This window comes from Ornatilinea apprima (assembly GCF_001306115.1).
Lineage (GTDB): Bacteria > Chloroflexota > Anaerolineae > Anaerolineales > Anaerolineaceae > Ornatilinea > Ornatilinea apprima.
Genome location: NZ_LGCL01000025.1, coordinates 26,362 through 51,069, shown reverse-complemented (window position 1 = coordinate 51,069; position 24,708 = coordinate 26,362). Strand labels below are relative to the sequence as shown.

The 24,708-nt window shown below is 59.0% G+C and carries 24 protein-coding genes; 17 read left to right on the top strand and 7 right to left on the bottom strand.

Annotated elements, in window-relative coordinates:
• Positions 1 to 129: 129 nt before the first annotated feature.
• The 3 genes from ADN00_RS11270 (at position 130) to cyaB (ending at position 3,545) form a co-directional block, all read left to right on the top strand.
• Positions 130 to 2,391, top strand: a complete 2,262-nt coding sequence (locus ADN00_RS11270; protein WP_075063091.1) for a glycosyltransferase family 39 protein — start codon at positions 130 to 132, stop codon at positions 2,389 to 2,391.
• A gap of 5 nt (positions 2,392 to 2,396) precedes the next feature.
• Positions 2,397 to 2,831 (top strand): hypothetical protein, encoded by a 435-nt coding sequence (locus tag ADN00_RS11265; RefSeq protein ID WP_075063090.1) that lies wholly within the window; start codon positions 2,397 to 2,399, stop codon positions 2,829 to 2,831.
• Positions 2,832 to 2,939: 108 nt separating this feature from the next.
• Positions 2,940 to 3,545, top strand: a complete 606-nt coding sequence (cyaB, locus tag ADN00_RS11260) for a class IV adenylate cyclase (RefSeq protein WP_075063089.1) — start codon at positions 2,940 to 2,942, stop codon at positions 3,543 to 3,545.
• 76 nt (positions 3,546 to 3,621) lie between these two features.
• Here the strand turns inward: cyaB and ADN00_RS11255 are convergent, their stop codons facing one another.
• A complete protein-coding gene (locus ADN00_RS11255) occupies positions 3,622 to 4,359 on the bottom strand; it encodes a SagB/ThcOx family dehydrogenase (RefSeq protein ID WP_075063088.1) in 738 nt (245 codons plus the stop codon).
• Between the two features lie 97 nt (positions 4,360 to 4,456).
• Between ADN00_RS11255 and ADN00_RS11250 the strand changes: the two genes are divergently transcribed.
• From ADN00_RS11250 to ADN00_RS11240, 3 genes are all read left to right on the top strand, one after another.
• Entirely contained in the window at positions 4,457 to 5,122 is a 666-nt protein-coding gene (locus ADN00_RS11250) for a Crp/Fnr family transcriptional regulator (RefSeq protein WP_075063087.1), read from the top strand.
• Between the two features lie 80 nt (positions 5,123 to 5,202).
• Entirely contained in the window at positions 5,203 to 5,424 is a 222-nt protein-coding gene (locus ADN00_RS11245; protein ID WP_075063086.1) for an ATP-binding protein, read from the top strand.
• A 40-nt stretch (positions 5,425 to 5,464) separates the two neighbouring features.
• Entirely contained in the window at positions 5,465 to 6,727 is a 1,263-nt protein-coding gene (locus ADN00_RS11240; RefSeq protein ID WP_075063085.1) for a DUF438 domain-containing protein, read from the top strand.
• Between the two features lie 103 nt (positions 6,728 to 6,830).
• Here the strand turns inward: ADN00_RS11240 and murJ are convergent, their stop codons facing one another.
• Complete coding sequence (gene murJ / locus ADN00_RS11235; RefSeq protein WP_075063084.1) at positions 6,831 to 8,426, bottom strand: murein biosynthesis integral membrane protein MurJ; 1,596 nt, start codon at positions 8,424 to 8,426, stop codon at positions 6,831 to 6,833.
• 165 nt (positions 8,427 to 8,591) lie between these two features.
• On the opposite strand from murJ, the gene ADN00_RS11230 reads away from it, so the two are divergent.
• The 7 genes from ADN00_RS11230 (at position 8,592) to pepT (ending at position 15,390) form a co-directional block, all read left to right on the top strand.
• A complete protein-coding gene (locus tag ADN00_RS11230) occupies positions 8,592 to 9,521 on the top strand; it encodes a hypothetical protein (protein ID WP_075063083.1) in 930 nt (309 codons plus the stop codon).
• Positions 9,522 to 9,655: 134 nt separating this feature from the next.
• The gene (locus ADN00_RS11225) at positions 9,656 to 10,354 is read left to right on the top strand and encodes a rhomboid family intramembrane serine protease (protein ID WP_075063082.1); all 699 of its coding nucleotides are present in this window, start codon (positions 9,656 to 9,658) and stop codon (positions 10,352 to 10,354) included.
• Between the two features lie 23 nt (positions 10,355 to 10,377).
• A complete protein-coding gene (locus ADN00_RS11220; RefSeq protein WP_075063081.1) occupies positions 10,378 to 11,232 on the top strand; it encodes an SDH family Clp fold serine proteinase in 855 nt (284 codons plus the stop codon).
• Between the two features lie 44 nt (positions 11,233 to 11,276).
• A complete protein-coding gene (locus ADN00_RS20145; RefSeq protein WP_075063080.1) occupies positions 11,277 to 12,233 on the top strand; it encodes a ComEA family DNA-binding protein in 957 nt (318 codons plus the stop codon).
• Between the two features lie 13 nt (positions 12,234 to 12,246).
• Positions 12,247 to 13,194 carry a hypothetical protein gene (locus ADN00_RS11210; protein WP_075063079.1) on the top strand — a complete coding sequence of 316 codons (948 nt, stop codon included), beginning with the start codon at positions 12,247 to 12,249 and terminating at the stop codon, positions 13,192 to 13,194.
• Positions 13,195 to 13,205: 11 nt separating this feature from the next.
• Entirely contained in the window at positions 13,206 to 14,000 is a 795-nt protein-coding gene (locus ADN00_RS11205) for a hypothetical protein (protein WP_075063078.1), read from the top strand.
• 157 nt (positions 14,001 to 14,157) lie between these two features.
• A complete protein-coding gene (gene pepT, locus ADN00_RS11200) occupies positions 14,158 to 15,390 on the top strand; it encodes a peptidase T (protein ID WP_075063077.1) in 1,233 nt (410 codons plus the stop codon).
• Positions 15,391 to 15,459: 69 nt separating this feature from the next.
• Here pepT and ADN00_RS11195 read toward each other — a convergent pair whose 3' ends face one another.
• The 3 genes from ADN00_RS11195 to ADN00_RS11185 form a co-directional block, all read right to left on the bottom strand.
• Positions 15,460 to 16,434 carry a family 16 glycoside hydrolase gene (locus tag ADN00_RS11195; protein WP_075063076.1) on the bottom strand — a complete coding sequence of 325 codons (975 nt, stop codon included), beginning with the start codon at positions 16,432 to 16,434 and terminating at the stop codon, positions 15,460 to 15,462.
• A gap of 128 nt (positions 16,435 to 16,562) precedes the next feature.
• Positions 16,563 to 17,051 carry an adenosine-specific kinase gene (locus ADN00_RS11190; protein WP_075063075.1) on the bottom strand — a complete coding sequence of 163 codons (489 nt, stop codon included), beginning with the start codon at positions 17,049 to 17,051 and terminating at the stop codon, positions 16,563 to 16,565.
• Positions 17,052 to 17,141: 90 nt separating this feature from the next.
• Positions 17,142 to 18,377 carry a zinc ribbon domain-containing protein gene (locus tag ADN00_RS11185; protein ID WP_075063074.1) on the bottom strand — a complete coding sequence of 412 codons (1,236 nt, stop codon included), beginning with the start codon at positions 18,375 to 18,377 and terminating at the stop codon, positions 17,142 to 17,144.
• 233 nt (positions 18,378 to 18,610) lie between these two features.
• On the opposite strand from ADN00_RS11185, the gene ADN00_RS11180 reads away from it, so the two are divergent.
• The gene (locus ADN00_RS11180) at positions 18,611 to 19,072 is read left to right on the top strand and encodes a hypothetical protein (protein ID WP_075063073.1); all 462 of its coding nucleotides are present in this window, start codon (positions 18,611 to 18,613) and stop codon (positions 19,070 to 19,072) included.
• An 80-nt stretch (positions 19,073 to 19,152) separates the two neighbouring features.
• Here the strand turns inward: ADN00_RS11180 and ADN00_RS20010 are convergent, their stop codons facing one another.
• Complete coding sequence (locus ADN00_RS20010; RefSeq protein WP_160317517.1) at positions 19,153 to 19,329, bottom strand: hypothetical protein; 177 nt, start codon at positions 19,327 to 19,329, stop codon at positions 19,153 to 19,155.
• Between the two features lie 150 nt (positions 19,330 to 19,479).
• A complete protein-coding gene (locus ADN00_RS11175; RefSeq protein ID WP_075063072.1) occupies positions 19,480 to 20,865 on the bottom strand; it encodes a uracil-xanthine permease family protein in 1,386 nt (461 codons plus the stop codon).
• A gap of 473 nt (positions 20,866 to 21,338) precedes the next feature.
• On the opposite strand from ADN00_RS11175, the gene ADN00_RS11170 reads away from it, so the two are divergent.
• Genes ADN00_RS11170 through ADN00_RS11160 form a run of 3 tightly spaced genes read left to right on the top strand, consistent with a single transcriptional unit; the run spans position 21,339 to position 24,679 of the window.
• On the top strand, positions 21,339 to 23,549 hold the full coding sequence (locus ADN00_RS11170) for a sensor histidine kinase (RefSeq protein WP_082390077.1): 2,211 nt from the start codon (positions 21,339 to 21,341) through the stop codon (positions 23,547 to 23,549).
• Positions 23,521 to 24,225 (top strand): response regulator transcription factor, encoded by a 705-nt coding sequence (locus ADN00_RS11165; RefSeq protein ID WP_075063070.1) that lies wholly within the window; start codon positions 23,521 to 23,523, stop codon positions 24,223 to 24,225. Before ADN00_RS11170 ends, ADN00_RS11165 begins: the two co-directional genes overlap by 29 nt.
• Positions 24,226 to 24,259: 34 nt before the next feature.
• A complete protein-coding gene (locus tag ADN00_RS11160) occupies positions 24,260 to 24,679 on the top strand; it encodes a GNAT family N-acetyltransferase (protein WP_075063069.1) in 420 nt (139 codons plus the stop codon).
• Positions 24,680 to 24,708: the final 29 nt, after the last annotated feature.

Here is a 24,708-nt window from a genome sequence, read left to right as displayed (position 1 = left end):
TTAACAACCAACATTTAATCTGGGCTAATCTACGTCCCACGGAAGAAGCCGACTGGTGGCGTAAACCTGCCCCAAAGGCAGTGCGCCGCCGGAGATTTGGATATACAATGAAAACAAGGTTTGGCGAAGATGGATGACGATTATTTTGACCAACCGCCTTCCGGTGAGACTTCTGCCTCCACCTCTCCCACCCAGCAAGCGGAATTTAACCTGAATGGCGCGCAAATAAAAGTGGAGTTGAAAGCTCCGCCCGGTACGCGGCTGGATGTGCGCATGCACGCGCACCTGCCAGGACGCATTCTGCCGGGGTACCGGCGGGTAACCATCGGACCAGCTTCTCCCTTTTCGGCGCGCCTGGAGATGATTTGGAACCGCCTCAACCGCCCGCGGACGGCCGTCTTGGCGGCGCTGCTGGTGTATCTGCTGGTACGGCTGGTGGGCCTGGCCGATTTCCCGATTTACTTCTTCAGCGATGAGGCTGCCCAGACGGTGCTGGCAGCCGATTTTTTACGCGACGGCCTGCGCAATTGGGATGGCGACCTGCTGCCCACGTTTTTCCCGAATCCCGATAAATACAGCCTGGGCGTCTCGGTTTATCTGCAGGTGCTGCCGTATCTGATGTTTGGCAAGTCGGTGTGGGTAACGCGCGGGGTATGCGCGCTGGTTTCGCTGCTGGCCGGGCTGGCGGTGGGCGGCGTGCTGCGTAAAGCGTTTGAGATGGAAATTCCCTGGGCGGGCATTCTGATTCTTTCGGCGACCCCGGCCTGGTTTTTGCATTCTCGCACGGCGTTTGAGACGGCGCTGGGGGTGAGTTTCTTTGCCGGTTTTCTCTACTTCTACCTGGCGTACCGTAAAGGAGAGCCGCAGCCGGCTTTGCTGCTGGCGGTGCTGATGGCCGGCCTGGCCTTTTACACCTACCCGCCGCTGCGCGTGGTGCTGGCGGTGTGCGCTGTGCTGCTGGCAGCCAGCGACTGGCGCTATCACTGGCAGCAGCGCCGCGAGGTGCTGAAGGCGCTGGGCCTGGCGGTGCTGGTTGCGCTGCCGTATTTGCGCTTCAACCTGCAGCATCCCGGCGAGGCGCAGGCGCACCTCTCGCTGTTGGGGTCGTATTGGGCCAGCCGCGACCTTTCGCTGGGGGCCAAACTGGGTTTGTATTTGCGGGAATATATGAAAGGGCTTGACCCGCGCTTCTGGTACCTGCCTGAAGAAACCGGCGTGCAGGTGCGGCATGTGATGAAAGGCTACGGCCATCTGATCCGCGCGGCGCTGCCCTTGACGCTGTTGGGGCTGGGCGCCTGCCTGGGGCAGCCGCGCAAGCCCGAATCGCGGGCGGTGCTGGTGGCTGTGCTGGCCGCACCGGCCGGGGCGGCAGTGGCTTCGATGGGGGTTACGCGCGCGCTGGTGATGGTTGTCCCGGCGGCGCTGCTGACCGCGCTGGGCCTGGACCTGGCGGTGAAGTGGATTGCCGTGCGGCTGCCCGACCTGGCGCGCGGGTGGGTGAAACCGGTCCTCTTCGCGCTGCTGGCCGGTGCTAATTTTTGGATGCTGCGCGACGCGCTGGTGAACGGCCCGCTGTGGTTCAGCGATTACGGTCTCTCTGGCATGCAGTATGGCGCCCGCCCGTTGTTTGCCGAGCTGCAAAACCTGCACGAGCAGTCTCCGCAAATGGAGCTGGTGGTAACGCCCAACTGGACCAATGGAGCGGATATGGTGGCGCGCTTTTTCTTTGAGGACCCTTTTCCGCTGCAAATGGCCAGTGTGGATTCCTGGCTGCACGAATACCGCGGGTTGGATGATGAAATGCTGTTTGTGATGATCCCGGAAGAATATCAGCGGGCGCGGGAATCGGGCAAGTTTAAGACGCTGGCCGTGGAGCGCACCCTGCCGCTGCCGAATGGCGAGCCGGGTTTCTATTTCGCGCGCCTGGAGTACGCGGACAATATTGAGCAACTGCTGGCCGAGGAAGTTCAGGAGCGCAAGAGACTGATTCAAGACGAGGTGCGCGTTCAGGGCCAGTTGGTGTGGGTTACTCATTCACGGCTGGACATGGGCAGCATCCAGGATATGTTTGACCAGGATGGCGCGACCGTGGCGCGCTCGGAAGAGGCCAACCCGCTGCGGATTGTGCTGGATTTTCCGCAGGAACGTTCTGTTGAACAAATTACGTTGAAGGTGGGCAGCACCCAGACCGAGATCCGCTTGCGGGTTTTGGATGCGGATGGCAAGGTGCTGCTAAACCGGGCGCAAACCGCCGCGGAAGACATTCAGCCGCGCGAAGTGAGGATTGATTTTGGGCGCGCGCTGACGGCCGCGCGCCTGGAAATCAGCGTGGCCAATGCCAACGAAGGCGAGCCATCGCACGTGCACATCTGGGAAGTGGCATTACAATAAGGGCTATGATTTTTCAACGCAACGGCGGACAACGCAACCCCAAACGCTCCATTGAACTGCTGGTATTAATCAGCGGGTTGTTCTTGCTCTCCTTGATGGGGACGCTGCGCTTGCAGCAGGCGGTGGAGAACCGGCAGTACCTGCAAACGTTCAGCGGACTGCCCCCGGCGGCGTATTTCGCGGCGAGCGGATTTCTGGTGGGGTTGGCCGGTCTGGCCTGCGGGTTGGGGTTGTGGCTGCGCCGGCGTTGGGCCGCGCGATTGACGCGCGCGGTGGTGGTGCTGGTGACGGCCGGTTACTGGCTGGAGCGGCTGCTGTTTGGCGCTTCGGCGGCAGGCCGCGCCGACTGGCCGTTCACGGCCCTGGCGAGCCTGTTTCTGGTTGGGTATAGTTTGCTGGTGCTGGCCAGCCCGCGCCAGGCGGCGTATTTCAAAGAGTAACAACAAAACCAGGCAATCGTACCTATCTATTCGCCGCGCGCTTCAGGTACAATAGTTTCATACCGTCAGGCGGGGGTAAACGACCCCGCCGCAAGCAAGGAGCATGGAATGAACAACCAGGAAATTGAGGTTAAATTTTTCGTCAGAGACCTTTCGGAAATTGCCCAGCGCATCACCGAAATGGGCGGCCGGCTGGTGCATTCGCGCATGTATGAAGTTAATCTGCGCTATGAGAAGGGTGACCGCGAGCTGTACAAACGCATGGAAGTGCTGCGCCTGCGCAAAGATTTTGCCTCGCGTCTCACCTTCAAAGGCCCGTACCAGGAAGACCCTTCGGTCAGCCGGCGGGTGGAAATTGAGTTTGAGGTGAGTAACTTCGACAACGCCAAAAAATTCCTGGAAGCCTTGGGCTATCACCTGGACGTGATGTACGAAAAGAACCGCACCACGTACGCCATTCGCAATGTGCTGGTGGTGCTGGATGAGATGCCGTACGGGAGCTTTTTGGAGATTGAAGGGCCGGACGCCGAATCGATCCAGCAGGTGGCGCGAGACCTGAACTTAAAGTGGGAAGCGCGCTGCACCGAAAGCTACATTATGTTGTTTGACCGGTTGGTGGCCAAGAAGGGCCTGACTGCCAAACACTTGAGCTTTGAAGAGTTTGAGGGGTTAAGCTTTGTGGCGGAAGATTTTGACCTGGAATTTGCCGATTAGCTTGATTTGAAGGACAGAAGAAAAGCAGGCCCGCGCGGGCCTGCTTTTTTGATTCTTATTTCTGCTCGTCTGGCGGTTACTTTTTGCCCAGCGAGGCCATATAAATCACAAACAGTTCTTCGCCGTCCAGACCGAGGAGGGCGTTTACCTGATCGTCGTCATAGGCGGCAATGGGGCACAGACCGCAGTCGATGGTCTCGGCGGCGGTGCACAGATTCTGGCAGACATGCCCGGCGTCGAGGTGCAGGTAGCGGTAACCGCGCTCGTTGTAGCGCCAGACCATGCGCTCGCGCACGGCGACCCAGAGAAAGGTAACCGCGCTGTAAGCGATTTTAGACTGCTTGAGGCTGGCTTCCGACAGGCTGGCGGGCAGGTCTGCCGGGGCGGGCAGGCGCGCCAGAGTGTGATCAAGGGCCAGGTAGCGGTACAGACCGGGCTGAAGGTCCTCTACGCGGTTGATGAGCAGGTAGGTTTCAAAGGCGTGGCGCGCCCCGGCGGAAGGCACCACGCGGAAGGTGTGCGCGTTCTCTTTGACGCTTTTGACGCCCTGGGTGGCCCATAAAAGGTAGGCCAATTCATCGAGACTGAGAGACTGCTCGCTGTATTTGCGCAGGGTTTTGCGCTGGCCGAGGGCCTGGCGCACGTCCATGGCGGGGGTGGCGATCTGGTCTATGGCGGGCAGGGCGATGATCTCCAGCGCGTTTTCGCAGGGGAGCTGCAAAGCGGGCTGAGGCGCGCCCTGTTCCTGTAAGGAGGGGCCCATATTTTGGTAGCGCGTGCGGCGCATGAATTCTTTTCCAGTTGAGTCGGTCATAAGAAATCCTTTCCAAGCGTATGAACAGGGTTTATTGTACCCGATGTAAGCCGATTCTTGTTTGGCTGGTCTTCAAACAGGTATAATCGAAACGATGATGACTTCCCTGCTCCCCTTCATTGCCCAACAACCCTTGTTCTCAGGGCTGAGCGAAGCGGCCATGGACAGCCTGGCGCGCTCTGCCCTGCAGCGTGAGTACAGCGCGGAACAGATTGTGCAGGTGGAAGGCGACCCCTGCCGCTGGGTGGCGTTTGTGCAAAGCGGCGCGGCGCGCGTCTACCGGCTGACGCTCTCCGGCCGCGAGCAGGTGCTGTCCAATGTGGGGCCGGGCATGCACTTCAACAGCGTGCCAGCGTTAGAAGAAAACGGCCGCCTGCGCGCTTCGGTGCGCGCCCTGACACCGCTGACCCTGCTGCTGATCCCGGTGGAAGACTACCGCCGCCTGCTGCAAGCGCACCCCGACCTGGCAATGGCGGTGCTGCGCGACTTCGCCCGGCGGCTGGACCATCTCACCAACCTGGTGGAAGACCTGTCGCTGCGCTCGGTGCGAGGGCGGCTGGCGCGCTTTTTGCTGGAACAGGCCGACAGCGGCGAGGTCTCTGCGCAGTGGACGCAGGATGAGATCGCGGCGCACCTGGGCACCGTGCGGGACGTGATTGGGCGCGCGCTGCGCGGCTTTATGGACGCCGGATTGGTGCGGCGCGAGGGGGCGAAACTGCTGCTGCTCGACCGCGCCCGGTTGGAAGAAGAAGCACAAAGCTGACAAATCAGACTTAAGTCGTATCCTTTGCGCTGCCGGATGCGGTATGCTGAGTACAGAAACAATCTGGAAAGGCAAGAAACATGCGCAAGTCCCCATCTCCCCATCCTGAAATTGATTTATCCCGCTGCACGGGGTGCGGCGCCTGTATTCAGGTTTGCCCGGAGCAAGCGATTGGCAAGATCGGTTCGCTGCCGCGGATAATGAAGCCTGAACTTTGCACGCTGTGCGCGCTGTGCGAAGAGGTTTGCCCTATGGGCGTGATCAGCGTGCCGTTTGTGATTGGCTGGGCTGAGGCCATGTAGCTGCCTTTCCGTCTAGTCTATTTTTCTTTTGGAGGCGAAAATGAGTGAATATATCAATAACGTAACCCGGCGCAAAGAGCTGTTGAAGGACATTCTGAAAGGTCTGCACCAGGGGCTGCCGGTGGAAGTGGTGCGGCAGCGCTTTGCCGAACTGGTGAAGATCGCTGATTCTGGTGAAATTGCCGAAGTGGAACAAATGTTAATCTCAGAAGGGCTGCCGGTGGAAGAAGTGCAGCGCCTGTGCGACCTGCATGTGGCGGTGGTGCGCGACGCGCTTGACCAGCAGCAGTCTCCCGATACGGTACCGGGGCATCCGGTGTTCACCTTCCGTGCGGAAAACCAGGTGGCTGACCGGCTGCTGCGCGCGCTGCGCAAAACAGTGGAAGAATACGCCGCCGACCCGGCAGAAAGCCGCCGCAAAGCGGTGGAGGCGGCTCTGGCTCAGGTGCGTGAATTTGAAAAGCATTACCTGCGCAAAGAGAACCTGCTCTTTTCGCTGTTGGAACGCTATGGGTTCACCGGACCGTCGCAGGTGATGTGGGGCATTCACGACCAGATCCGCGCTGACTGGAAGAAGATGACCACATTGATCGAGCAGGGTGCGGTGGCCAACAGCCCCGAACTGGCGCAGTTGATGATGGAAACTTTTGAAGCGTTTGAAACGCCGATGAAAGAGATGTTCTACAAAGAAGAGAAGATTCTCTTCCCGGCGGCGTTGGAACGATTGAAAGAAGAAGAATGGGCGGCGATTCGCAACCAGGAGGGTGAGCTGGGGTATTTCTTTGTGCAGCCGGGCACGCAGTGGAAGCCCGCCTATCAGATTATTTTGGAAGAAGAAACCCGCGCCGCGCAGGCCAAAGCGGCCGTTCCCAGCGCGCCTGCGGCTGCTGCGCCAGCCGGTTTGATCGGCCTGGATACGGGCTTGTTGAGCGCAGAGCAGATCAATCTGCTGTTGACCAACCTGCCGGTGGACGTAACCTTTGTTGACGAGAAGGACGAGGTGCGCTTCTTCTCGCAGACCAAGGAACGCATTTTTGAGCGCCAGGCAGCGATCATTGGGCGCAAGGTGCAGTTCTGCCACCCGCCCAAGAGCTTGGACGCGGTGCAGCGCATTCTGGACGATTTCCGCGCCGGCAAGCGCGATGTGGCCGAGTTCTGGATTCAGATGATGGGCAAGTTCATCCACATCCGCTACTACGCCATGCGCGACGCTCAGGGTGTATATAAAGGCACGCTGGAGGTGTCGCAGGATGTAACCGGCATCCGCGCGCTGGAAGGCGAGCGCCGCCTGCTGGATGATTAAGCGGGCTTGATCGAAAATCAGCCGCCTTCAACGCGCCGTTATTCGCATGGGCGCGTTGAAGGCAGTTTTGATATTTGAGTAAGGAAGGTTGGATGGGGGAAGTTTATCGCCGGACGCGACCCAGCAGGCGTCCGGGGATCTCACGCAGCAGGGCCAATTCGCGCGGTTTGAGGATCAGCAGCACCAGCAGGTAGGCCGCGCCGCCGCAGACTACGCCGCCCAGAGTGGTGATAAGCGCGGGCAGGGCTTGCGTCCAGTGCAGCCAGGCGAGCAGGGCGGCGCTCATGACCGCGGCGCCAGCCAGCGACTGGAAAACTGCCTGCCCGATCTCGCGCCCACCAATACCGTTCAGGCGGCGGCGCATCAATACCAGCAAGCCCACGGCTTCGAGGGCAGTGGCTAATGAATTGGCAAGCGCCAGCCCGCCGTGCGGCATCCAGCCCCAGGCGCGGAACAGAGCGCTGAAGGCCAGACTGAAGGCCAGATTGAGGCTCATGGCCGCGATGCCAATCAATACCGGGGTTTTGGTATCGTGCAGGGCGTAGAAGGCGCGGGCGGTGATCTCGACCAGCGAGTGCCCCACCAGCCCCACGGTGTACCACAGCAGCGCCCACGAGACGAACTGCAGCGAGGTCTCATCAAATTCGTTGCGCATGTACACCAGGCGCACCAGCGGCTCGCGCAGCAGAATCAGCCCAAAGGTGGCTGGAACCGCCAGCAGCAGCACGCTGCGCAGGGTGGCGGCCAGCGAGCCGCGCATTTCGTCCAGTTTGTGGAGGGCAACCTGCGCCGAGAAGGTGGGCAGAGCGGCGATGGCGATGGCCTGGGCGATGGCCGCTTCTGGCATGATCATCAGCGGGAAGGCCAGGCTCAGGCCGGAGAGGGACCCCTGCGGCTGCGATGAAGACAGAATGGTGTTGAGCAAAAAGTTGAGCTGCACCACGGCCACGCCCAGCAGACGCGGACCCATCAGGCGCGCCACTTCGCGGACTTCATTGATGTGCAGGCCAAAGGTGAAGTGATAGCGGCGCGCGGGCAGGCGGGTAAGCATGGGAAGCTGAATGAGGAAATGCAAGGCCGAGCCGATCACCGCGCCCCAGGCCAGACCGAAGATGCCCATGCGCGGAGCCAGCACCAGGGTGCCGAAAATCCAGCCGAAGGAATACATGGAAGGGGCCAGCGCGGGCAGCAAGAAAGACTGGTGGGCGTTTAAGATGCCCATACACAGCCCGCTGACGCCAAAAATAGCGGCCGAAGGAAGCTGCACGCGCAGCAACTGCACGGTGAGAGCCTGCTTTTCGGCGTCGAAGCCGGGGGCCAGGATATAGCGGACCAGGGCGGGGGCGAACACCGCTGAAACCAGGCTGACCGCGACGAGAATGGCCAGCACCAGGTTGAGCACGGCCGAAGCCAGTTCCCAGGCTTTTTCGCGCTGCTGGTGCGCCAGCAGGCCGGTGAAGGTGGGAATGAAAGCCGAGGCCAGCGCTCCGCCGGCCACCAGGTTGAAGATGATCTCGGAGAAGCGGTTGGCGGCGAAAAAGGCTTCGCTTTCAGCGCCGGTGCCAAACGTGCTGCCAACCAGGCTTTTGGCCACCAACCCGACCACCTGACTTAGAACGATGGCGAACATCACCGTGCCGGCGGCGCGGGCGATCTGGCGATTGGCAGATGCGGGCGGATTGGATTCGGGGGAGTTCATGCGCTCGATTATATCATTGTGCCGGGTGGGGCGTATAATTGCCAGAGGCGGGCTGCGCGTGTGAAGGGTCTGCTCGCCTTTACAAATGAAAAATGATTCTGGTATAGTATAGAGACATTGGGGAAATGACTCCCGACCGGGAGAAAACGCAGAGGAGTACAGCTATTGGAAAACCAGGAACCACAAAGCCAGCCCATTATGGAACAGGTGATGGAATTGTTTTACCAGGGGCGGCGCGTGGACGCTCAACAACTGCTTGCGCGCCACCTGATCAACGCTCCCCAGGATGCTGAGGCGTGGTTCACCATGTCGAAGCTGGTGGATGACGAAGACCGCCGCAAGCAGTGCCTGGAGCGGGCGCTGGCGCTGCAGCCTGATCACGCTGAAGCGCAGTGGGCGCTGACCAAAATGAAGCCCGATCAGCGGCCGGATGAAGATCCGCACCAGGCACTGGAAAATGCCTTGCGCAATGAGGGCGCATTCAGTGCCAGCGCGCCGGTTTCTATGATCGAAGAGGAAACTCAGGCGGCGCTGCCCGCAGAGGCGGGCGCCGCTGTGCCACAAGACGCACGGCGGCCCACCGTGGAGGCGTGGGTCTACCCGCCGGTCAAGGCGGGCACGTTTGTGCTGCTGGGCGCGGGACTGCTGCTGAGCCTGGGCATGGCGGTGGCGGGTGGTTTCTTATTCTTCCAGCAGATGCAAAGCGGGTTGGCGCCAGGCGCGCTTTCTGTGCTGGCTTTACCGGGCGGGCTGCTGCTGGCCGGTTTGCTGCTCAGCGTCGCGGCGCTGATTGCTCTCACCCGGCGCGGCGCCAAAGCGGCTGTGTTTGGCCGCCTTAACCGCAGCGGAAAGATCGCCAGCGGGCAGATTGCCGACCGCTGGACCGAATGGGAAATGGAAGATGTGAGCGATGTGTATATGGTGTCTTACCTCTTTGAGCTGCAGCGCCGCGACGGCGGGAAAGACGCCTTTTGGGCAAAGCAGCAGGTCTCGAAAAAATTATGGGACCGCCTGCCCCCGCGCACGCCGGTGAAAATCCGCTATTTAGGCGATAACCCGAATGTTTCGCGGCTGGAAATGCACTACAAGTTATAAGTGCTGGTCAGAATCAGCTTTTCCCCACCGCTGGTGGGGATTTTTTTACTCTGTTTTGAAGCTCAGACCTTCTCGGCTGGTTTGCAGAAATAAATTTGACTGGCTATACTAGAATTGGAAGTGAGGGATGACACATGTTACCCATTCGCGACACAATTCGCAGCCGTTCTTTTCCCCTGGTAACCTGGATGTTGATTGCCCTGAACGCCCTGGTGTTCTTTTTGGAATTGGGGATGGGGCCGGCAGAGCTGGACGCGCTGATCAGCGGATTTGGGCTGGTCCCGGCGAGACTATCCGTTTTTAACCCATTCACCTGGCTGCCGCTGCTGACCCATATGTTCTTGCATGGGGGCTGGGTGCATTTTCTTGGCAATGTCTGGACGCTGGCAATTTTTGGCGATAACGTGGAAGACCGGCTGGGTTCCGGACGGTTTTTGCTGTTTTACCTGATCGGTGGTGTGGCGGCCGGATTGATCCAGTCCTGGTCAACGCCCAACAGTCTGATCCCGTCGATTGGCGCCAGCGGCGCGATCGCGGCAGTGATGGGCGCTTACTTCTTTTATTATCCGCGCGCGCGGGTGATTACCCTGGTGCCGTTGTTCGTTTTACCCTGGTTTGTCGAAATCCCGGCGCTGATCTACCTGGGATTCTGGTTTGTATCGCAGTTGTTTTCCGGTCTGCTGAGCCTGGCCGCGGCGCAGGGAATGCAGATGGGCGGCATCGCGTGGTGGGCGCATATTGGCGGCTTTTTATTCGGCCTGCTGTTGGCCGGGCCGTTGCAGGCGCGTCAGAAAAAGCCTGCCTGGTATCAGGACGAATACTATCCCTGGTAAGGGTGCGGTGGTATGGAGGATCGATGGAATTATTGAATCTGCTGTGGATATTTTTGGCGATTTCCTCGGTGATCCCGGTCATCCGCCAGAAGATGCTGGAAGCGTCGCGGGTGCGCATGTTGCGCGCGCTGGAAGAAAAACGCGGTTCGCGGGTGATCACCCTGATTCATCGCCAGGAAAGCATGTCTTTTTTGGGGTTTCCCATGGCGCGCTACATTGATATTGAAGATTCAGAACAGGTGCTGCGGGCGATTAAATTGACGGACCCCAATTTGCCGATTGATGTGCTGCTGCACACGCCCGGCGGGCTGGTGCTGGCCGCGGAACAGATCGCGCGCGCTCTGGCGCGCCACCCGGCGCGGGTGGCGGTGTTTGTGCCGCATTATGCCATGTCGGGTGGCACGATGATTGCCCTTGCGGCGGACGAGATCATCATGGATGAAAACGCGGTGCTGGGTCCCACCGATCCGCAAATTGGGAACTACCCGGCGGCATCGATCTTGCGGGCGGTGGAGCAGAAATCTTGCGATAAGGTGGATGACCAAACGCTGATTCTGGCTGATATTGCCGGCAAGGCGGTGAATCAAGTGAAGGAGACGATCCGCAACCTGGCCTGCGTGCAGTACTCGGCGGAAAAGGCGGAAGAGCTGGCGGAAAAATTTGCCTCTGGCTGCTGGACGCACGATTACCCGATCAGCGTGGAGGAAGCCAAAGAATTGGGCTTGAAGGTCAGCACGGATGTGCCACCCGAAGTGTATCAGATCATGAATCTCTATCCGCAGTCGCGGGTGCGCAGGCCGTCGGTCGATTATATTCCCGTTCCCTATTCCACGCCGCCGGCCATTCCGGGTGGGGCCGAGCGCCGCGCGCGCGAATAAGCGCCTGAGAAGGCGATAAGGTTGTTTCAGTTGAGGAGGAAAAAATGATGCAGGAAAACCTGGTCAATATTAACCTGGCCTCACGCGAAGCGTTAATCGCGGTGCCAGGGATTGGTCCGGCGCTGGCAGACCGGATTATTGAGCGGCGGCCGTTTGAATCGCTGGAGGGCCTGACAGACGTGAAAGGCATCAGCCTCAACACCCTGGAGGGGTTGCGCCCGTACCTGACGCTGCAAGAGACCGCTTCCCCCCTGGCAGTGGAAGAGGCCGCGCAGACCTCTGAGCCGGAAGAAGTACTGGAGGCGCAGGTGATGGAATTAAGCGAATTGGATGAGGCGGTGTCGCTGGCAGATGCCGCGCCCCCGGCGGCGGACGAGCCATCGCCTGAGCCGCGGAAAGAAAAATCCGTTGATGAACCGGTAGAAGAACCGCTGCCGCCTTTTGAAGTGAAAGTTGAAGAACCGGTTGAGAAGCAATCCCCGACGCCAGCGGCACCGGCCGCCAAACCAGCCAAGCAAGCCGCTCCGCGGCCTGCCTCAGCCAATGGGGAGCCGGTGAGCCGCAGCGAGATGCTGCTCTACGGGGCGGGGTTTGCCGTGATCAGCGTATTTCTGGCGGTGATTCTGGCGCTGGGTATTCTGGCGGTGGTCAACGCTTCTTTGAATTATCCCACCGAAGCACAGTTTATCGCCATGCAGCGCGATTTTGAGAAGCTTTCCAGCCAGACCACCGTTTTGCAGCAGGATGTTGCCAGCCTGCGCACGCGCATGGACAACCTTGAGGCGCTCAGCGGCCGGGTGAGCAACCTGGAAACGCAAAGCGCGGAGATGCAGGCCGCGCTCGCGGAGACAGGCGCACAGGTGGAGCAGATTGCTGAGCAGGTGGGGCAGTTGGACGAGCGCACCGGAAAATTGGAGAAGGACGTGCTGACCTTCAACCGTTTTCTGGATGGGCTGCGCAGCCTGTTGAGCGAGCTGGTTGTAGAACCGGTATCTCAGTAAGCGGGAGGGTATGATGGACGAAACACCCGAACGAAAACCGTCGTTTGGCGCGACCGCGGGCTCGGTGTTTATGGCGTTTGTGCGCGTGGTTGTGGTGCTGCTGGCCATGCTGATTTTGCTGCTGGCGGCCTATTTTGGCGTGGTCTACCTTTATCAGCAGGTGATTGAGCCGATCCAGAACAGCGAGCTGCGCATGGATGAAATGGAAAACCGCCTGCAAACCCAGCGACAGCAGATCGATGAGCGCCTGTCACAGTTCAATGACCGCCTGACCGCCCTGGAAAGCCAATCGGACCTGCACGCGGAAGATATGGATCAACTGCGCGTGGATTTGGAAGCGCTGCAAGCGGCAGTCACCGACCAGGCGTTGGAAGTGCGGCGACTGAATCAGATCGAGTCGGCGGTCAGCTACCTGGCAACCCAGGTGATGGAACAGCGTTTGGAACGATTCACCGCCACGCCCACCCCCACGCCATACGGCTGGAAAGGCGCGGGTGAGCAAGTGAATCTGGAAGCGCTGCGCAGCGATGTTGAAGTATTGAAGGCCCTGCTGCTGATTGACCGGGCGCGCAGCGATCTGCTGCAAGACCAGCCCGAAGAGGCCGAAAACCATATTCGCGCGGCGCAATCGCTGCTGGCGGCGCTGGCCGAGCGGGAGCCTGCAGACGCGCGCTTGCGGGTCATCCCCGGTGTAACGCGCCGCCTGGATCTGGCATTGGAAGATGTGGCCACGTCGCCCATTCTCAGCGCGGAGGATTTGCTGACGGCCTGGCGCGTGCTGGAAGATGAATTTATAATCACAAAAGAGATAGGTAAAGAGATTGAAGATGAGACAGGGGTTGGCCCGGAGGCTGCGCCAGATTGGGGGCCAACGTACACGCCGATCCCAACCTTTACCACCACTCCAACTCTTCCTCCAATGGTTACCCCTACCGCTTACATGACCCCCACCCCCCGTTAACAGGAGCCCGCATGGAAAATAAAGAGATGCCTTCTGAAAATGAATTGCCTGCCGAAGGAGACGCTTCGCTCTCCGGCCAGGTTGAACCCGCCGCCGAAGCGGTTGAAGCCTTTGAAACCATTGAAACCGTGGAAACTGCGCAAGCCAGCGCAACCTCTGAATCTGTGGTGGAAGAGCCGCGGTTCACACCCCCGCCGGTAACCGAAGTGGGCACCCAGCCGTCGGTTTTGGAGCGCTTCTCGCACTGGCTGTTGGACAAGGAGACGAGCCGCGGGCGCTTTATGCGCTCAGCGCTGCGCTGGACGGCGGTTGCTCTGGCCGCGTTTGTGGTGGGGCTGATTGTGTTTTACTTCTGGCAGTACCGCCCGCTGCAGGCGCGCCTGCAGGATACCCAGACACAACTGGAAGCCGCGCAAGCCGAGGCGGTTAGCCTGCAAGGCGATTTGGATGACGCCAACGCTGCCAATGAAGACCTGAGCGCTGCCAACACCGCGCTGGAAGAAGATGTGCGGATTGCCACGGCGCGCGTTCTGATTGCACAGATCCAGAGCAAAGCGCTCAATGCGCGCCTGCAGTTAAATATTCGCCAGGGCGCAGCGGCGCAAAAGTCGCTGAAAGAGGCGAAAGATTTGCTAACCGACCTGGACGAGGTCTTAGGTGAGGACTCCGCGCAGGTGCTGGAGCAAATGGAAACGCGCCTGGCCGCGGCAACTTCTTCGCTGATTTCAGACCCCACGGTGGCGATTAAAGACCTGGAAACGTTTGATACTCTGCTGGCCCAGCAAGAGAAAATCTTGAGCAAGTAAGCTCACCAACCATCAAAACCAACACTTCCCCCCGGCGGCCTGACCGCGGGGGAAGCGTTTTTTACCGGCCGCAGAGGTGCTACGCAAATTCGATTTGGGCTTCAAAAGGGAGTAAAATAGGCCATATGCAGGATGAGAAAGAGGCAAAGGAAAGTTTATGACGAACGTTGTTGAAAAATTCTTGCGGTATGTCAAAATTGATACCCAGTCTTTAATGGATCAACCCACCTTCCCCAGCACGCAGAAACAATTTGACCTGGCGAACCTGGTGGTTGCCGAGTTGAAGCAAATGGGCCTGGAGGAAGTTACCCTGGATGAGAATGGTTATGTGATGGCCACCCTGCCGGCGACCACGGACCGCCCGCTGCCCACGATTGGCCTGATCGCTCACATGGATACCAGCCAGGATTTCAGCGGCGCCAATGTGAAGCCGCAATTTGTGGAAAAATATGATGGTGGTGATATTGTCTTAAACGCCGCAGAAAATATCGTGCTTTCTCCGGCTGAGTTCCCGGAGCTGCTGGATTATGTTGGGCAGGAGTTAATCACCACCGACGGCACCACCCTGTTGGGCGCGGACGATAAAGCCGGTGTGGCGGAGATTTTGACCGCTGTGGAATACCTGGCGCAGCACCCCGAAATGGAGCACGGCAAAATTCGAGTAGGCATTACCCCGGACGAGGAAATTGGACACGGCGCGGACCGCTTCGATGTGCAAAAGTTTGCGGCGGATTTTGCTTACACGGTGGACGGCGGCGAGATTGGCGCGCTGGAGTATGAGAATTTTAACGCCGCCATGGCGCGCGTAACCATTCAAGGCCGCGGCGTGCACCCCGGCTCGGCCAAGAACAAGATGATCAACGCCGCTCTGGTGGGCATTGAGCTGAACGAAATGCTGCCGGTCAACATGCGCCCGGAATACGCTGAAGGCTATGAAGGCTTCTTCCACCTGTGGCGCTTCACCGCCGACGTGGACCACGCTGAGATGATTTACCTGATCCGCGATCACAACCGTGATTTATATGAAGAGAAGAAGCACCTGCTCAAATCGGCGGCGCAATATCTGAATGAGAAATACCCGGCCGGCACCGTGGATCTGGTGATCCAAGACCAGTACTTCAACATGAAAGAAAAGATTGCGCCGGTGATGCACATCATTGAGACTGCCAAACAGGCCATGCGCGAGGTGGGCATTGAGCCGCATGAGGTTCCGATTCGCGGCGGCACGGACGGCGCACGGCTTTCGTTTATGGGCCTGCCATGCCCCAACCTGTTCACCGGCGGGCATAACTTCCACGGACGATACGAGTTTATCCCCACCCATTCCATGCAGAAGGCGGTGGAAGTGATTTTGAAGATTGTTGAGCTGTACGCCCGGCCCGCGGCGTAACGCAACAAACGGAGATGAAAATAAAAAAGAGCGCCGCGCGGCGCTCTTTTTGCTGCTGTTGAATCAGATTTAGGGGTTGAGCCAGTAGCTCATTTCGTCGATCTGGACGGTAAACTTCTCTGTTTTTTGAGGGTTGATCACCAGCCCAAAATTTCCGGCAACAAACTGCCCATCTCGCGCTTCACCAAGCTTGAAGCCGTTGACATAAACGGTGATCAGGTCGTCTTTAACCAGCACGCCCAGGCGGTTGGTGGCGTTGTCGCCGATGTTAATCGCGCCTTCGGCGCTGCCTTTGGGTTTTTGCCAGGCGATGAGACTGGTATATTTGCCCGAGGTGCCGTCTTTGCCGTCCCACTTCCACAGTCGGAATTCACCTTCGCAGGAGATTTCGTAGATGTAACCGCGGTCGGCCTCGCTGAGCACCGGCACGCGGAAGATAATGCCGTAGGCGTCGCGCCCGTCGCAGGCGGTGGTTTTATAGGTGGCTTCCACATACATATTGGTGGCGGTCTGGGTGTTGGCCAAAATCCAGCCGGTGGGGCCATCGGTTTCGATTTCGGCTTTGCCGATCAGGTTCATGTGGCCGTCTTTAAATTCGTTGCTGGCAAATTCCGAGCTACCCACCGGCCAGTTCCACTTGGTGTTGTTATCCATCGAATCTGTGGAAGAGGGGCTGCCCAGCACGCTGCGCGGATCGGTGGAAGGCGGGGTGGAGGTGGGTGGCAGGGTGGGGGTGATGGTGGGTGTCTCTGTGGGGACGGGTGTTTCGGTGGGAGCCGGTGTTTCGGTCGGCATGGCGGTAGCAGTAGGCGGCAGCGTTGGCTCCACCTGCAGGGTGGCCGTGGCCATTTCGATGGGTTGGATATCCAACCCAGGGGTGAGCGATAGAGCCAGCACAGGGTCGATTGTGGAGGTGGGCTGGGCCGTTAGAATCTGCGCGACGCGGGTGGCCATTTGAGCGTCGGTTTCTTGAGCGGGCTTCGGCGCGCAGGCTGAGAGCAGCAGGACCAGGGCAAGCATCCATAACAGGCTTTTTTTCGTCATATCTTCCTCCTTAAAGGGAAGTGGTATGTTCACTCCAAATGCAAGGCTTTCACGACCGAAAAAGGCCGGTGATTCAATCCGTGCAAAAGACGTGCCAGATTGGCAAAAGGTTTCCCCAATTTCGCGGTTCAGTCCGCTTTATAGCCGATCATGCGCAAAAAGTTCTTGCGCCAGGCGATGTCTTCTTCGGTTTCGATGCCGGTGGGCTTGTTGCCGTCGATCACGCCCAGAATGCCGCGCCCGCCGCCTTCTTCGGCGACCAGCACGCGGGTGGCGTTGGCTGTGGCGCAGAAAATGCCGCACACTTCGGGCACCATTTTAATCGCGTTGAGGACGTTGATCGGGTAGAAGCCGTCTCCCAGGAAGATGATAAAGCTGTGCCCCGCGCCAATGGCGGCGGCATTTTTCTGCGCCAGGGCGATGAGCGCCTCATCGTTGCCAGACCAGCGGACGAGGCATTTGGTGGAGGCTTCGCAGAAGGCCAACCCGAAGCGAATGCCTGGCACGCTGCTGACCAGGGCTTCGTGCAAGTCTTCCACGGTTTTAATGAAGTGAGATTGGCCCAAGATAAAGTTGGTCTCTTCGGGTTTTTCAATGAGAACGGTTTCCAACTGCATGGTGTTTCTCCTTAAGGATCCAAGGTTTACAGGCTGATTTAATTATATGCAATTTGGTGAACTGCGGCAGGCGGGCGGCTGTGGGCGCGCTCAGGCCGGGTTGATCAGCGTCCAACTGCCGTTGGACTCCTGGTTGGGATTATAGAGCGAATCGTCGCTGAAGATATATTCGCCCAACGGGTTAGACCACACCTGCTGGTAGCCGGAAGGCAGCTCCACCGTCCGGCCGGCGTTGGGGTCAAAATATTCATCCGTGCCGCGAATGGCCTGCGTGTAGTCCTGGTGAACCTGGTCCACGCGCGCCTGGTTGGCGTGCCACGAGTCCCACATTTGCTCCTGGTGGTGCTGGCGGTCCCAGTAACTTTGCCACTGCATTTCGTTCATTTGGGAAAGCTGCCTGCCAATGCGCAAGGCGGCCTGACCGAAGTTGCGAATCTGCTGGACGACGCCGTTGGTCATTTGCTGGCTGATCTGCTGGACGGCGGCGATGAACTGCGGGTTGGGCTGGTAGGAATCCAGGACGCGGTCAAAAATGGGATGCAGCAGCTCAAAATCGGCTGCCCGCACGCGCCAGGCGATCAGGCCGTCGGTGTACCAGAAGAGGCTTTCCACCGAACCGAACAGTCCCCCGGCGATCACGCGCATATAGACGATGTTGGCCAGCAGTTCTTCGCGCAGGGTGAGGCCATTTTCCTGGTATTCGATTTGCACGCGGGCCGCGTCTACTGAGAACTGCTGCTGCGGGGTGGAAGGGGTCAGACGCGATTGGGTTTTTTGCGCCAGGCGCGGGTCTGGTTGAGCGCTTAAAACGCGCATGCCCGGCTTGCTGCGCTGGCGCGGAATGAGGTTCTGCTGCAGAAAATCGGCGGCGGAAAGGGGTGGGCGAAATTCAGACTGGTAAAAGTCGCCGCCGAGGGGGATTTGCATCTGGAACATGGGGTTGGTCGACCAGCCAAAATACTGGTTCGGAAAACATTCCATTTGCTCGATGCCGCCGGGGTTGAAAATTCTAAAGCCCAGCAGGGCCGGCGCGGAAGCTTTGTTTTGCCAGGTGATACCGCCTTCGAACTGCCAGCCGGGCGGCAGCGAAATAGTGAAGGCGTCCAACTGCGTGCGTGGCTCCACATAGGTGAGCGGCACCAGCGTCAGCGACTGCGGGTCCGCCGGGCGCGCGGGAGCGGGGCGCGGTGGGGCGGTTCTGGCGTGCTTAAAAATCAACCTGGCGCCGCAGTATTGGCAGACGATCTCTTCGGCGAATTCGGGGAGAGGCGCGCCGCAGCGCGGGCAGTCCAGGCTGATGTAGGCTTGGGGATCGGTTTCGGGCATGGCAACCTCGCGGGGGACAGGAACTTGAATTAATGATGACACTTTTTGGCGCGCTTGTCCAGATGAAAATGGGGCCAGCCGGGGCGGCGTTCTTTGAACCTGGGACGGGCGCTCAGCCGGTTCGGTGGTAGAATTGTGAGCCGCGCTCTAAAGAATTTGACGGAGCAGCCGATATTGATATTGGCGCAGGGTGGAAGTACGCGCCTCAAATCATCGAACAGTGAGAGAAGAATATGATCTTTGACCTGCCCCGAAAATGGAACCTTGCGGTTATTCAATCCACGCCCCTCCCTGGGCTGATATTGGCTGCGCTTTTCTTTGTTGCTCTGCTGGCTGTCATCTGGTCCGGCGGTGTGGCGCTCTCCGCTGAAGATGCGGCGGTGAATGATTTTCCCGTTCAGCCCGTGGATGATTGGCTGAGATCGGTTCAGGCAGGGGATGCCGGGAGCGCGTACGCCGGGTTGAGCACTCACCTGCAGTCGAGTTTTGAATCACCGGCTTCTTTCGCCGCGTACCTGAACGAGTTGGGCCTGTCTCCCCAAGGGTGGATGGTGCAATCGCCGCAAGCGCGGGAAGACCGAGTGGTTGTCTCCGCGAAAATTGCCCAGCAAGACGGCCAGCTTCGCAACTTGGGATTGATCTATGTTCGTGAAGGCGGCGCCTGGAAGATTGATCTGATCACCTTTGAGCAGTAAGCCCGATAGACGGAAAAACAACAAATCCCTCGCCCGTGAAAAGGCGAGGGATTTGTTGTTATATGGTTGTTTGAACGGATTTACAGCAGCAGGAGCAGCAGGAGCAGCGGCAGTGCCAGGACGAGCAGCACCAGCAGCACCGCGCCCAGCGCCAGCCCCAACACGCCGACCACCAGGCCAATGACTCCGCCAATCAGGCCGAAAACCAGCCCTATGACCCCACCGATGATGCCCAGAATAAATTTAATCAAACCCATGGTAGACCTCTTTCTTGTGATTCACCGCAGAAACGCTCCACGGTGATGTTGTTTTTTCTTATTCATTCCTATTTACGCAAAAATCCTGGGTGGGTTGCATAAAAAAAACCGGCGCACAATTTGCGCCGGTTTATGTGGCTGAAGTAAGGTTTACAGATTAATGTTCTGGCGGTCTTTGACCCCAAACAAGGAGGGCGGCACGATGACGAAGAGCAGGTTCATCAGAATGCCCACAATCGCGGCAAAGACGATTGCCGGAATACCGTCCGGGAAAAGGACGGGCACATTGAGAGGGAAGATGCCGTTGGGCAGGCCCAGATTGCCGCCGATACCCAGGATGAGAATGGTGGCGCCCACCGCCAGCTGGCGCGGCTCAAACAGGTTGACCTTTTCGGATTGGATGAGGGCCACGCCCTGCATGCCGATGACGCCGAACAGGTAGATGGAGAGGCCGCCGGTTACGGCCGTGGGGATGGTGTTGACCACCGCGGCCAGTTTGCCCAGAAAGCCGAGCAGGATGGCGATCACGCCAGCGGTCATCAGCACCGGAACGGAGTAGTTGCGGGTGATGGCCATGAGGCTGTTGTTCTCGCCGTAGTTGGTTCCGGCGCAGCCGCCGAGGAACCCGACGACCATGTCGTCCACGCCGTCGGCGACCAGGTTAAGGCCGATCAGTTTCTTGATCTGAAGCGGTTCGCGGCCCATTTCAGCGGCCAGGGCGTCAATGTAAAGGCTCATCTGGTAGAGATGCGCGGTGCTTTCGGGGATGGTGGCGATGGCGATGAGAGCGATACTGAAGACGATGCCCCAGGCCTGGGGATTCTCAAAGGCCGGCAGGGTAATGGCGGGCATGCGCACCCAATCGGCGCTGGAAATCGTGCCAAAATCAATGGCGCCTGTGGCGGCGGAAACACCGTAGCCTACCAGCGCGCCCAGCAGGATGGGCAGCATTCCCAGCAGGCCTTTGCCCTGCAGATAAACGGAAAACACCACGGTGGCTACCAGGGTGATGAAGGCGATTAACCAATTGGTCGAAGCGTTGCCCAGGGCAACCCCTGCCAGGGCAATGCCGATCACCACCGCCATAGAGCCGGTAACAATGGGAGGCAGAACTTTATCGAGGGCCTCTTTGCCAGCTTTCATAATCAGCAAACCGACCAGAATGTTCAACACACCCGTCGCCATAATGCCCACCTGCACGATGCGCACGCCTTCGGCGCAGTACACGGTGTTGGGGTCGGCAAAACAGCCGCCGCCGTACAGGTTCATGGCGGTAACGACCACGGTGATGTAGCTGAAGCTGGAACCATAGTACATGGGAATTTTGCGCTGGCTGACCAGCAAGGCAATGATGGTACCCAGGCCGGAAGCCAGCAGCGTAACGCCGACATCGAACTTGGTCAGGATAGCCACCAGGATGGTGGCCGGGAACATGGTGAGCACCTGCTGAAGACCAAGGCTGATCATGGCGCCCATGGGGGGCACGTCTTGCGGCATGTAGCCAAACACTTCTTTCTTCGATCCGTTCGCGGTCATTCGAGAACCTCCTTCTCAGTCGACATGAAATTTTGAAAAAAGCCGAAAAAAAAGGGATGATCAGATGATCATCCCTTGGAACGATAAAACCGGAAACGTGGGGGGAAGAAAACAAACAACACTTTCTCCTCCGATTCCATCTGGAAGAGCGGCGGACCGTTTTAACCGGCACAGGGGGATACCAAAATTGTCTAGACAATTTATTTCCGGCCAAAAAATTTTACCGGATAAATCTGTCTTTTTTTGAGATGGAAGGGCTGAAGAGACAAAATTGGTTGTCATTGCTCACCAGAGGGCGTTTGGCTGGCCCAGAATAAAATATCTGCTCAAGTATACGGAATTGAGCTAAAAAAGCAACCCCCGAATCTTAAAAAATGGCGATTGAATCTTAAAAAATCATTCGCCCGGCCAGTTGGGCTGCTTCTGCGCCCGGCAATTTGCCAGGCAGACGCACCCTTGAGTACAATGAGGGTATGCGAGACACTTCTTTGCCGGACTGGTTCATGAAGCGCAGCCTGCCGTTGGCGCTGCTGGCCTATCTGATTTTGTACGTTCTGTGGCTGGCGCGCGGGCGCATGTCCTCACCGGAGCGGGAATGGGTGGGCGGAGCGGCCATTGTGGCGGCGGCTTTGCTGGCCGGCGCGCTGGCGTTCTATTTGAACCGGCGTCTGGCCGACCGCCGCGCGCGCCGGGCATGGCTGTGGCTGGCGATTGGCTTGTTGGTGTGGGTGCTGGCCGACCTGGCGCGCCTGTTCTCGGCGATATGGGATTGGCATGAGCCAGCGGCAGGGCAGGCCTATAACGCTTTGTACCTGCTGGGCGCGCTGCCGTTGTGGATTGGTCTGGTGCTTTACCCGCGCAAGCCGCGCGCCAATGCCGGGGCGCTGGCGATGCTGATCGATGCCACCATCATTGCCGCCAGCAGTATTTCTTTAATCTGGATTCTGATGGTGCAGCCGTTTCTACTGCATCCTCCGAACACCCGTTTGCCTTTCGCCTCGCTTTTTCCCTTTGTGGATATGGCGGGCATTTTACTGGTGTTGATTCTGTTCTTGTTCTCGAATGTTGATCATTTGAGCCTGGCGTTTGGCTGGCTCAGCTTGGGGCTATGCGCCTCGATGGCCAGCAATCTGGCTTACGCCGGTTTGATCTTCCCCGGCCTGGCGCGGGGCGGCGGGCTGGCCGACTTGGGATGGGTGTTGGGCGATGTATTGTTCGCGGCTGCTGCCTGGGCAGACCTGAACCCCGCCTGGAGTGAAAAACTCAACCGTCAGGCGTGGGTTTCGCGTTGGCGGGGACTATTTCAATCCATTTTGCCGCTGCTCTCCATGTTTCTGATGGGCGGGTATACGCTGCTGCTGTGGACCTTCAACGGGCGGGTGAACGACCTGGGCTTGTACATCACCGTGGTGTCGGGCATGGGGTTGGCGGTGCGCCAGGGCATCTATGCCGGGGAAGTGGAAATGCAGAAGTTTGCCAACCTGGTCAACAGTATTGCCGAACCGGCTTTTGTGTGCGACCAGCACGGCAGGCTGCGCCTGGTGAACCCGGCCTTGATGGAAGCGGCCGGGGCGTCCTCGGCGGCGGAGCTGTTGGGGCGGCCGCTGGCGGCCTTTTTGCGTCCGGCAGAGGGGATTGCGGCGGCGGTGGCGCAAGGGCTGCAAACGGGCTGGTCTGGCGAGTTGGAACTGCTCCAGCCGAAGGAGCGCTCAATACCGATTTACCTGACCTTACGTCCGCTGAAACCAGGCCAGGCGGTGGCGGGGACAGCGCACGATTTGAGCGAGCAAAAAGCCCGTCAGGCGGAGCTGCAGCAGGCTAATGAGCAGATCGCCCAAGACCGGGCGGCGCTGGCGCGCCTGAATGAAAACCTGGAACAGGCGGTGGAAGAAAAAACCAAGGACCTCACGCTGGCATACCGCCAGTTGGAAGACCAAAACCGCGCGCTGCAAGAGCTGGACCGCTTGAAATCGGATTTTGTTTCGATGGTTTCACACGAGCTGCGCGCTCCGCTGACCAATATCAACAGCGGCATTGAGCTGTCGTTGATGGCGAAGGGCGGTCTGCCGGGCAACACTCAGCGCAACCTGGAGCTGGTGCAGGCTGAGATCAAACGCCTGACCAATTTTATTGAGACGATTCTGGACCTTTCCGCGCTGGATGCCGGCCGCCTGCCGCTCTACCCCGCGCCGCTCTCGCTGGAGCGGGTGGTGGAGGTGCTGCGCCAGCAGATGACCCACCTGGAAGGGGCGCAGCGTGTGGTGTGGAAGCTGCCCGACCCCGTGCCGGATTTCATCGCGGATGACCGCGCGCTGGTGAGCATTCTGTTTCACCTGCTGGATAATGCGTTAAAATACGCGCCAGAGGGTGAAATTACAGTTTCCGCCGGGCAAGACGCGGCAGGGGCGCGGGGCTGGGTTGAGGTGGCAGACCGCGGCCCGGGCTTCTCAGAAGAAGACCAGCAGCATCTGTTTGACCGCTTTTACCGCACCCACCGTGGCGACGCGCAAACGGTTTACGGGCATGGTCTGGGGCTGTATATTGTGCGGCGGCTGCTGGAAGCGATGGAAGGCGAAATCCGAGTTCAAAACCGCCCCGGCGGCGGCGCTTCCATTCTTTTTTACCTGCCTTTATTGACGGATCAGGGAGACGGGCATGTGTCCGAAAGTTCTCGTAGTGGATGATGATCGCACCCTGCTGCGCTTCATGGAAGAATATATGCGCGCGTTGAAATTTGATGTGATCAGCGCGGGCGGGGGGGCTGAAGCCATCCGGCTGGCGTACAGTCACCAGCCGGACCTGGTAGTGATGGACGTAATGATGCCAGGCATGGACGGCTGGGAAACTACACGCCGGCTGCGCGAGATGTCGGATGTGCCCATTATTCTGCTGACGGCCAAATCGTCGGAAGAGGACAAACTGCGCGGCTTTGAGCTGGGCATTGACGATTATGTAACCAAGCCCTTCAGTTTTGCCGAACTCTCCGCGCGCATTCAGGCGGTGCTGAACCGTGCCCGGCATAAACCGGCTGAACGGCGCAACCTGATTCCGCTGGGCGCGCGCCTGCTGGACCTGGATCGCTGTGAAGTGCGCGATGGTGAATCGGTGATTCTGCTGACGCCCAACGAGTTTCGCCTGCTGGAAGTGCTGGCCAAGAGCGGCGGCCGGCCGGTTTCGGAGCAGGAATTAATCCGCCAGGTGTGGGGGGGCGATTCGCAAATGGATTCAGCGGCTGTGCGGCGCTACGTCTGGCTGCTGCGCAAAAAGCTGGAAACGGACCCGGCCAACCCCAAGCTGATTATGACCGTGCGCGGTTTTGGGTACCGCCTGGAACTGGGCGCCAGCGGCACCGAAAAGTAGAGACAGAACAACATGACCCGCAAAGGAGCCAGGCATGGAATGGAAGAAAGGTGATTTTTGCGTGAGCTGCGATCCCGCGCGGCTGTCGCTGGATGTGATTTTTGAATATCTATCGCAGCGCTCGTATTGGGGGCAGGGCCGTCCGCGCGAACTGGTGGAGAAAAGCATCCAAAATTCGTTGTGCTTTGGGCTGTATCTCGGCGACGAGCAAATTGGCTTCGCGCGGACGGTCACCGATTATGCCACCATGTTCTGGCTGGCCGACGTGTTTGTGCTGGAAGACTACCGCGGGCAGGGGTTGGGGGTGTGGCTGGTGGAGTGCGTGGTGAATCATCCCGATCTGCAGGGGCTGCGCGGCATTCTGGCAACGCGAGACGCGCACGGTCTGTACCAGAAAGTTGGGTTTGAAGCGCTGGAGAATCCACGCTCGGTGATGCGCATGCCGAAAAAATAAGTCAGGCTTGTACATGCGCGCAGGGAAGG